The sequence below is a fragment of the Massilimicrobiota sp. An105 genome, assembly GCF_002161155.1.
Taxonomy (GTDB): Bacteria; Bacillota_I; Bacilli_A; order Erysipelotrichales; family Coprobacillaceae; genus Allocoprobacillus; species Allocoprobacillus merdigallinarum.
Genome location: NZ_NFLY01000065.1, coordinates 1 through 9,663 on the forward strand (window position 1 = coordinate 1; position 9,663 = coordinate 9,663).

The following is a 9,663-nucleotide window of genomic DNA, read 5'->3' on the forward strand; positions in this document are numbered from 1 at the left end:
AGAAGGAATACCCACTATTATTATAAAAGTTTGCAGAATTAAATTCTATCATTGGATTTGTAAAATTAAATTCCATATAAATTGATTTAGGGATGGAATTTAGTTTTTCAATTTACGATATCAATCTTTATTATAATAATTCACACAGTACATCTGTCATGGGTGTACTTTTTTTGTTATAATAAAAATGGAGTGTGAAAATAGATGGAAATGATTAACCAAACATTAATAATGTCTTTTTTAGGGATGATTGCAGTTAGCAGTATTGTTTTTCCTATTCTTTTTCTTGTACAAAAACGTAAACAACATCGTGAATGGATGCAGTGGTTAGAGATGAAAGATAAAAATAAATCTTAAGATGGATTTTATTGATAATTTTAAAAATGATATTATACTATAAAGTAGAGGTCGTTTGACAATTCAATGGTTTTATAGTAATATTTAGGAAATTTATGTGATGAGAAGGAGATATGTATCAAAATGGACTCGAGTCAGATAGTCATGATTTTTACTTTTATTGTGCTTATTTCATTATCGGCTCTTTTTTCAATGAGTGAAACAGCATTTATGTCAATCAATAAAATAAGAGTAAAGACATTGGCAGAAGAAAATAATAGGAAAGCGATTCTCATTCGGTCATTATTAGAAGATCAGACACGTTTATTAAGCTCGATATTGGTAGGAAACAATTTAGTCAATATTGCTGCTTCTTCTTTAACGACATCTTTTGTGATTAGTATTTTAGGTAATGAGGGAACGGGTGTTGCACTTGCAACAGGTGTTGTGACTTTAATTATATTAATTTTTGGTGAGATTACGCCTAAATCTTTAGCTACGCAAAATGCAGAATCTATTGCTTTTGGAGTATGTCGTTTTATTAAGTTGATTATTATTATCTTTACTCCTGTAGTCGCTGTTTTAAATGTTGTTTCTGGCTTTTTTGTTCGTTTGTTTGGGGGCGATGCCAATAAAGGTCCAACCATGACAGAAGAAGATTTAAAAACGATTGTGACAGTATCACATGAAGAAGGGGTATTGGAAGATGAAGAAAAAGAAATGATTCATAATGTTTTTGAATTTGGTGATACTGAAATTAAGGAAGTTATGACTCCAAGAATTCATGTGGAAAGTATTTCTTCGGATACAACTTATGATGAAGTCATTGCGGCTTTTAGGGAATCACAATTTTCTAGATTGCCGGTTCATAATGATTCATATGATGAAATTATAGGTGTCCTTTATATTAAAGATTTATTTTTATATGATATTAATCGTCTTGATTTTGATGTAACAAAAATCATGCGTGATACTTATTTTGTTTATGAATTCAATCAGATTTCTGATGTTTTTGAAGCTATGCGAAAAGATCATGTGTCATTAGCGGTCGTATTAGATGAATATGGTGTCATGAGTGGAATTGTAACTTTAGAAGATATTGTAGAAGAAATCGTTGGCGAAATTGATGATGAATATGATGAAGTTGAACAGTCCATTGTTGATTTGGGTCAAGGTGAATATCTCATTGATGGAAGTTTGAATATTGATGAGGTTAATGATGTTTGTGAAACATCATTTGATTCAGAAGATTTTGAGTCTATTGGTGGTTTGGTTTTAGGACAGTGTAATGGAAGTCCTGAAATCAATCAGGAAATCATTATTGATTCGGTTATATTTACAATCAAAGAAATTGATAAGAATAGAATTGTATTGTTGCATTTAAAAAAGGGATTTGAAAATGAAGACGAGAAAGGGGAGGAAAAACAAAGTTAATGTTTTTCCTCTCTTATTGGTGGGAGGCCATTTATGAGAGAATTCTATGAGCGATGTACAATTATATATGATGATTATCGTACTGCTATACCACCGTATGCTGCTGCAGCCTTATCTTTTTATCTTTTGTTGTTGTTAATTCCGGCATTTACATTAATTGCGATAGGAACATCACTTTTTAATATTGATATGACTGTACTCCAAAATATTATAGAGCAGTTTGTTGTTAAGGAATATGCACAGATGTTGATTGAAATATTAGAATCACGTTCTTTTAATACAGTTGCCTTAGTGACAATTCTGGTATCTATATATACAGTTTCAAGAGGTATTGGCAATATTTATGAAATCAGTAAACGTATGTATCAACCTGAAACTGAAGAAAGTATCTTAGGGTTTTATGTTTATACGATTAAGATCACTATTTATTTATTATTGTTGTTGATTGGAGTTATTGCGATTACTGCGATTGGACCTTTAGCGTATATTTTTAATTTTTTATATTCTTATGCGGGTATTCGTCATATTTTATTATATGCTTTGATTTGTTTTTGTTTGACGGGCATTTATATGATTGTACCCAGAATGAAAATTCATTATAGTGATGCTTTTCAAGGAGCATTGATTGCTAGTGTCTTATTATTGATTTTGTACTATGCGTTAAGTTTTTATTTTCAAATTGCTGATTATCAGTCCGTATATGGACCATTGGCTTCTATTGTGATTGTTTTGTTTGTTTTTAACTGGACTGCCGAATTTTTCTATGTTGGCATGTATATTACAAATATATTATATTTCAGGAGGATCTCTGATGAGAAAAGAAAGAGTAGAAATAAAGAAATTGGGAATTAATGGTGAAGGAATAGGGTATATTGAAAAAAAGATATGCTTTATTCAAGATGCTTTGCCAGGTGAAATTGTAGATGTTGAAATCATTGAAAGAACACGTCAATTTACAAAGGGAAAAGTTGTCAGATATATTCAAAAGTCACCATATCGACAACCATCAGTTTGTAAAGAGTACACAAATTGTCAAGGTTGCGCTTTAACAACACTTGAATATTCAAAACATTTATCATTTAAAAAAGGATTATTGAAAGATGCCTTAAAGAAATACACACATTTTGATGTAGAACGTTTACCTATTCAAAAAACAATAAAAGCACCTGAAACTTTACATTATCGTCAGGTTGTGTCTTTGCCTATAACATATTTTAAAGGAAAAGTACATGCTGGAATTTTTCAGCGTGAAACAAAATATTTAACTTTAATGAATCAATGTTCAATGCAAGATTCATTGATCAATACATGTATTCAAAAAATTGAAGATATTTTAAATGAACATCATGTCAGAGATTATAATGATAAAGTTAAAAAAGGTTTACGCTTTATGCGTATGCGAAATATTGATGGACAAATTCAAGTTTTATTTGTGACTGGACAGGATGGCATGAAACAGGATGTCATCAATGATATCAGTCAAATTCCTGAAGTGAAAAGTATCTGGTATACAATCAATACAACACGTTATCAGCAATTTGAAATGCAAGGATATAAAAAGGCTTATGGACAATCTTATTTGCCATTCCAGTGTTTTGATCAGAAGTATTTATATTCGATAAAATCTGAATTTCCTGTTTATCCTCAAATGGAAAAAATAAAACTTGATACAATTCGTTCTTTATTATCTGAAGATTCAAAGATTTTATCATTGAATTGTGGAATAGGTTTATTAGAACTTTCTTTAAAACAAAATATTGTTGCTGTTGATGAAAAGAATTATCATATTCATGATGCAAAAGAAAATGCAAAATTCTTGGTTAAAGATAATGTTCAATGGATTTGTCAAAATGTTCATGAAGCATGTATTCAACAATGCAAGAAGAATCATTTTGATGAAGTGATTGTAAGAAGTTCTGAATTAAGTGATGCTTTTAAACAAAGTTTTATCTTATCAAAAATAAAACATATTATATATGTCAGTGATCACCCATCTTCTTTAGCGAAAGATTTAGAAGAATTGGATAAATATTATCGTATAGAAAAGATCATTCCTATAGATACATATCCATATTCTGCCAAATTTGATACAGTGGTTAGTCTGATTAGAAAATAGTTTCCTTTTATGGGAAACTTTTTTTTGTGAACATTTTGTGAACATAGGATATAATTCTATTTCCAAATACATAAAAAAATGCTATACTATACTAGTATTTTAAAGATATGGAGGGATATAATGTCAATTTTATCTGGAAAAGGAAAAGTAAAGTTAGATGGCCAAAAAGGCTTAACTAAAGATAAACCTATTTTGACTATCGAAACACCTGACGTTATTTATGTTCCCCTTGTTTTAGGAGTTGCAACAGATTTTGATGTTCATGTTAAAGAAGGAGATCATGTCTGCATTGGAACAAAATTGGCAACACGTAAAAGTATGTACGTTCCAATTTATTCTCCAGTTTCTGGAACAGTTAAGGGAATAGAAAAACGTATGCATGCTTCAAAGCGTTTACAAAATCATATTGTGATTGAAAATGATCATAAAGATGAAAGAGTAAAAGCATATGAAGTCACTGATCCTGATCATATGAGTCAGGAAGATATTATTAAAGCCATTAAAGAATTGGGAATTGTTGGATTAGGTGGTTCTGGATTCCCAACATATGTTAAATATGAAAATGTTCAAAACATTGAAACAATTTTAATTAATGGTGTAGAATGTGAACCATTCTTAACAAGTGATCATGTCGCTATGAAAAGAGATATTAAAGCACTTTTTGATGGAACACATTATTTAATTCAAGCTGCGGGAGCTAAAAAAGCCATTATTGCTATTAAGGAACATAAACCTGATTTAATGGAACTCTTAGTAGAAGAAGCTAAAAACTATGATAACATTGAACCACGTGAAGTTCCTGATCGTTATCCTATGGGATGGGAAAGAGTATTGATTCGTACGGTCTTTAAAAAGGAATATGATCGTTTACCTGCTGAAATAGGTGTTATTGTCAATAACTCATCAACAGCAATTGCTGTTTCTAAAGGAATTCGTCAAGGTGAAGCAATTACACGTCGTGTTGTGACATTCTCTGGAAATGGTTTGAAAGAACCACAAAATGTTGATGTCGCAATTGGAACACCAGTTAATTATATTGTTGAAAAAATTGGTGGATATATTGATGAAGATTGTGATGGATTCTTAGTTGGTGGTGGACCAATGATGGGAAAATCTGTTATGAATGATACATTTGTAATCTATTCTCATAACAATGCCATTACAGTTATGAAAAAAGAAAATATTCAACCATTACCATGTTTAAAATGTGGTGAATGTACATTGCACTGTCCAATGCATTTGCAACCTGTACGTATTATGCAGGCAGAAAAGGCAGCCAATGTTGAACTTATTGAAAAATTAGATACATCTCGTTGTGTTGAATGTGGTATGTGTACATATATTTGTCCAAGTAAGATTGAAGTGACAGATATGGTTGCAAAAGCAAAACGTCGTTACCAGTTAGCACAAAGAAAAAAGAGTGCGTAGGGAGGGTGAAGATTAATGAAAATTACTTTACAAAGAACATCACCAAATTATAGACAAAAGCTCTCTACACATCGTATTATGAGAGATTTGACAATTGGTCTTTTGGTGCTAGTTGCTTATTCTTTATATTATTATTACTATAACTTTACAACAAATGATCCATTGATGCATGTTGCATTGATGTATATTGTTTCTTTAGTTGTTGCGATTGCAACTGAAGCTGTATGGGCACTTATTCATAAAGAAAAAGTTCTCACTTATTTGAAAAATAGTTTTGCATGGGTAACAGCTATTATCTTTACATTAACATTGCCAGCTGGAACACCTTTATATGTGACAGCTATTGGTTCATTTATTGCTATATTCTTTGGTAAATTAGTTTATGGTGGTTTTGGACACAATATCTTCAATCCAGCTTTAGTTGGTCGTGTTGTTGTACATTTGGCTTATGGTGCAGAACTGATTGCAAATATTCCTGATACTGTAAATGGTATTGATATTGCAACAAAAGCAACACCAACAACAATGTTGGCTGGAACTTCATGGCTAGGTGGAGAAAGCTTCTCTTATACTTTAGGTGATTTATTCTTCGGTAATCATACTGGTGCTTTAGGAGAAACTTGTATTGTATTGATTTTAATTGTTGGAATTATATTAGCTATCAGAAAAGTTTATGATGCGAGAATTCCAGTTGCTTATATGGGAACAATCTTAGTTTTAGCTGAAGTGTTTGCTTTAGTGAATGGATTAGATCCTATAAGTTATCCATTAATTCATTTCTGTTTAGGTGGAGCAATGTTTGGGGCTGTCTTTATGGCAACGGACCCAGTTACATCACCATCTAGTCCGTTAGGAAAGATTATTTATGGTATTTGTTTAGGATTTTTAACAATGATTATTCGTTTAAAAGCGAATTATCCTGAAGGTGTATTATTCTCAATTTTAATGATGAATATGTTAACACCATTAATTGATTCATTTGTTTTAGGTAGAACTGACCAAAATGTTGGGAAACAATGGGCTGCTATTGGTATTAGCTTAGTTGTAGCTGTTGCATGTGTCTTTGGTATCAGCACAGGTATTAAAAATGATGTTGCTGCAGCTGAACAGGAAGCATTAGAAGCTCAAAAAGCAAAAGAGGAAGAAGAAAAGAAAAAGGCTGAAGAAGAAGCTAATAAAGTTCAATGGACATATCTTGAAACAACTGATGATGGATATGTCATGCAAGTTAATGGATTTGGTGGAAGTGCTAATCCAATGAAAGTGGCAGTTAAAATTGATGGTGATACAGTTGAATCTGTTAAAGTTCTTGAATACGCTGGTGAAACAGGTGGATACGGAAAAGATTTAATCGAATCAGGAACAGGTGGAAATTTAAATGAAAAAGCCAAAACTTTCTATGATCAAGTGTTAAATGGTAGTCTTTCTACAAGTGATGTTGATGGTATTGATACATCAACAGGTGCGACAGTCACTTCAAAAGGAATTGTCAATGCTATAAAAGGTGCGATTGAACAAGCTCAAAAAGCACCGGTTGTTGATGGTGATACTTACACATATACTTTAACAGCAAAAGGATATGGTGGAGATGCTAATCCAATGACAGTTAAAGTTTCTGTGAATAAAGCAAATGAAACTGTCACAAAAGTAGAAGTTGTTGAATATGCTGGCGAAACAGGTGGATTTGGAAAAGATTTAATTGAATCAGGTGCTGGTGGAAGTTTAAATGAAAAAGCGAAAACTTTCCATGATAATGTTTTGAATGGCGAAACAAAATGGGCTGATGTTTCTGGAATTGATACATCAACAGGAGCAACAGTTACAACAAAAGGAATTGTCAATGCTATTCAGGAAGCTATTGATCAAACAAAGTAGGAGGGAAATAAGATGAAAAATATTGTTAAATTAACTGTTTTCCTTGCAATTGTGGCTGGCTTAGCTGGAGGCGCTTTGTCATTTGTTAATGGCATGACAGATCCCATTATTCAAGAACAAAAAATTGCCAGTGTTAAGGAAAATTTAGTCAAAATTTATTCTAGTGGTGAAGAATTTAAAGCTTTAGATGTTTCTTTAAGTGATTATCCTGCTTTGGTTTCAGTATATGAAGCCGATAAAGGTGGAAGTGCTGTAGGATATATTTATGAAACTGCTGCTCAAGGATATGGTGGAGAAGTTAAAGCTTTGATTGCTTTAGATAAAGATGGAACATATAAAGGATTACAAATTATTGATTGCAGTACTGAAACAAAAGGTATTGGTGATCAAGTTGCTGGTGAAGCATTTATTAGTAGTGTTGTAGGTAAGAACATTGGTGATTCTATTGATACAATTTCTGGTGCTACCATTTCTTCAACAGCTGTTGTTGAAGGAATTGAACAAGCAACACAACATTACAATGAAAACTATAAGTAAGGAGGGAACATAGATGAAGAAATTTGATATATTTAAAAAAGGGTTAATTGCTGAAAATCCAATCTTTGTTTTATTGTTAGGTCTATGTTCATCCCTAGCAATTACAACTTCATTAACAAATGCAATTGGTATGGGAATGGCTGTTATTTGTGTTTTGTTAATGAGTAACTTTATTATTTCTTTATTAAGAAAAATCATTCCTAACGAAATTAGAATACCTGTATTTATTGTTATTATTGCAACACTTGTTAAATGTGTTCAAATGCTTATGAATGCATATACACCTGCTTTGTATGAATCATTAGGTGTTTTCATTCCTTTAATTGTTGTCAATTGTATTATTTTAGGAAGAGCAGAAAGCTTTGCTTCTAAAAATGGTGTTGTTGACTCTATTTTAGATGCTTTAGGAATGGGGCTTGGATATACATTTGCAGTTGTGATTATTTCATTCTTTAGAGAATTAATTGGAACAGGTGGTTTATCATTATATAATCCATTTGATGCAAGTCAGATTATTTTCCAATTTAGTTTCTTTAGTGATTACGCAATCAGCTTGTTTACTCAACCTGCTGGAGCCTTCATTACTTTAGGAACAATTCTTGCGTTTATTCAATTCTTAAAAGTAAGAAAAGCTAATAAAGCAAAGAAAGCGGAGGTCAAATAGTTTATGGAATTAGTCAGTTTATTTGTAGGTTTAACGTTTGTTAATAACGTTGTATTAAGTAAGTTTTATGCTATTTGTCCATTATTAGGTGTTTCTAAGAAACCTAAAAATGCTTTGAACATGGGATATGCTGTTACATTTGTCATCTTCTTAGCATCAATTATCACATATCTTTTATACTATTATGTATTAACTCCATTAAATATTACTTATTTGGATTTAATTACATTTATCTTGGTTATTGCGTCTTTAGTACAATTTGTTGAAATGTTCTTGAAAAAGACAAGTCCAGAAATTTATAAATCAATGGGTGTCTATTTACCTTTGATTACAACAAACTGTGCTGTATTAGGTGTAGCATTAGATAATATCAGTGCTGGTTATACATTGATTGAAGCTATGGTTGCAGGTCTTGCAGTACCAATTGGATTTACAATTGTTATTTATGTTTTTGCGACAATTCGTGAAAGATTAGACATTGCAAATGTTCCTGAAAGCTTTAAAGGAACACCAATTGCATTAATTACTGCTGGTATTATGGCATGTGCTATTGCCGGAATCGCAGGTCTTGTTTAATGACTATTTGGGCAATTATTTGGCTAGTTATTTTAATAGCCATCTTTATTGGAACATATTTATTAAATAAACACACCCCAAAACCAGAAGGGTGTGAAGATATGAGTGAATGTGTAGGATGCAATAACATTGCTTGTTCTCATCACAGTGCTCATCATAAGGAGGAAGTCAAAGATGCAAATTAGTGCTATTTTAGCATTGCTTGTTATTGGAGCTGTACTTGGATGTGTTTTAGGTATAGCGAATCAATATCTTCGTGTTGAAGAAGATAACCGTATCAGCGATGTTACAGAAATGTTGCCAGGTGCCAATTGTGGTGGTTGTGGTTATCCAGGATGTGCTGGTTTTGCTGGTGCTTTGGTTGAAGGAGAAGCATCAAAAGTGTCTGCCTGTGTTGTCAGCAATCAGGAAACAAGAGAAAAAATTGCAAATTATTTAAATGAAACACCTGGACCAGATGGAAAAACAGTAAACGTTTCAATTTAAATGTTTGATATGGAAATTGACTATGAAGTGTCAATTTCCTTTTTTTTATATTTTTGTTTTGAGTGATCATTTTAAAAATACTGGACTTCTTATATATCGTTAACTTCTACTAGAATTATACATCTATAATACAGAAATTGGAAAAATATTGATTATTTCGATGTTTTTCTCTTTTTTTATTAGACAGTATATGTTATAATAGATGTATAAA

The 9,663-nt window shown here is 31.7% G+C and carries 11 protein-coding genes; all 11 read left to right on the plus strand.

Annotation, left to right across the window (positions count from 1 at the left end; genetic code table 11):
- Positions 1 to 204: 204 nt before the first annotated feature.
- The 11 genes from B5E48_RS13755 (at position 205) to B5E48_RS12670 (ending at position 9,452) form a co-directional block, all read left to right on the plus strand.
- Complete coding sequence (locus B5E48_RS13755) at positions 205 to 357, plus strand: hypothetical protein (RefSeq protein WP_164483495.1); 153 nt, start codon at positions 205 to 207, stop codon at positions 355 to 357.
- A gap of 123 nt (positions 358 to 480) precedes the next feature.
- Positions 481 to 1,770 (plus strand): hemolysin family protein, encoded by a 1,290-nt coding sequence (locus B5E48_RS12625; RefSeq protein ID WP_087305428.1) that lies wholly within the window; start codon positions 481 to 483, stop codon positions 1,768 to 1,770.
- A 33-nt stretch (positions 1,771 to 1,803) separates the two neighbouring features.
- Complete coding sequence (locus tag B5E48_RS12630; RefSeq protein WP_087305430.1) at positions 1,804 to 2,622, plus strand: YihY/virulence factor BrkB family protein; 819 nt, start codon at positions 1,804 to 1,806, stop codon at positions 2,620 to 2,622.
- Positions 2,582 to 3,886: a 23S rRNA (uracil(1939)-C(5))-methyltransferase RlmD gene (rlmD, locus tag B5E48_RS12635; RefSeq protein ID WP_087305432.1), complete on the plus strand. Its 1,305-nt coding sequence runs from the start codon at positions 2,582 to 2,584 to the stop codon at positions 3,884 to 3,886. The genes B5E48_RS12630 and rlmD overlap by 41 nt, the downstream gene beginning before the upstream one ends.
- 120 nt (positions 3,887 to 4,006) lie before the next feature.
- Positions 4,007 to 5,314 carry an RnfABCDGE type electron transport complex subunit C gene (locus B5E48_RS12640; RefSeq protein WP_087305434.1) on the plus strand — a complete coding sequence of 436 codons (1,308 nt, stop codon included), beginning with the start codon at positions 4,007 to 4,009 and terminating at the stop codon, positions 5,312 to 5,314.
- 15 nt (positions 5,315 to 5,329) lie between these two features.
- Positions 5,330 to 7,189 (plus strand): RnfABCDGE type electron transport complex subunit D, encoded by a 1,860-nt coding sequence (locus B5E48_RS12645; RefSeq protein WP_087305436.1) that lies wholly within the window; start codon positions 5,330 to 5,332, stop codon positions 7,187 to 7,189.
- Positions 7,190 to 7,201: 12 nt separating this feature from the next.
- Complete coding sequence (locus B5E48_RS12650) at positions 7,202 to 7,726, plus strand: RnfABCDGE type electron transport complex subunit G (protein WP_087242969.1); 525 nt, start codon at positions 7,202 to 7,204, stop codon at positions 7,724 to 7,726.
- Positions 7,727 to 7,739: 13 nt separating this feature from the next.
- A complete protein-coding gene (rsxE, locus tag B5E48_RS12655) occupies positions 7,740 to 8,390 on the plus strand; it encodes an electron transport complex subunit RsxE (protein ID WP_087242967.1) in 651 nt (216 codons plus the stop codon).
- Between the two features lie 3 nt (positions 8,391 to 8,393).
- Complete coding sequence (locus B5E48_RS12660; protein ID WP_087242965.1) at positions 8,394 to 8,966, plus strand: electron transport complex protein RnfA; 573 nt, start codon at positions 8,394 to 8,396, stop codon at positions 8,964 to 8,966.
- Positions 8,966 to 9,151, plus strand: coding sequence for a hypothetical protein (locus B5E48_RS12665; protein WP_087242963.1), 186 nt, complete (start codon positions 8,966 to 8,968; stop codon positions 9,149 to 9,151). The genes B5E48_RS12660 and B5E48_RS12665 overlap by 1 nt, the downstream gene beginning before the upstream one ends.
- Positions 9,141 to 9,452, plus strand: a complete 312-nt coding sequence (locus B5E48_RS12670; RefSeq protein WP_087305438.1) for an RnfABCDGE type electron transport complex subunit B — start codon at positions 9,141 to 9,143, stop codon at positions 9,450 to 9,452. Before B5E48_RS12665 ends, B5E48_RS12670 begins: the two co-directional genes overlap by 11 nt.
- The last annotated feature ends 211 nt before the right edge of the window (positions 9,453 to 9,663 follow it).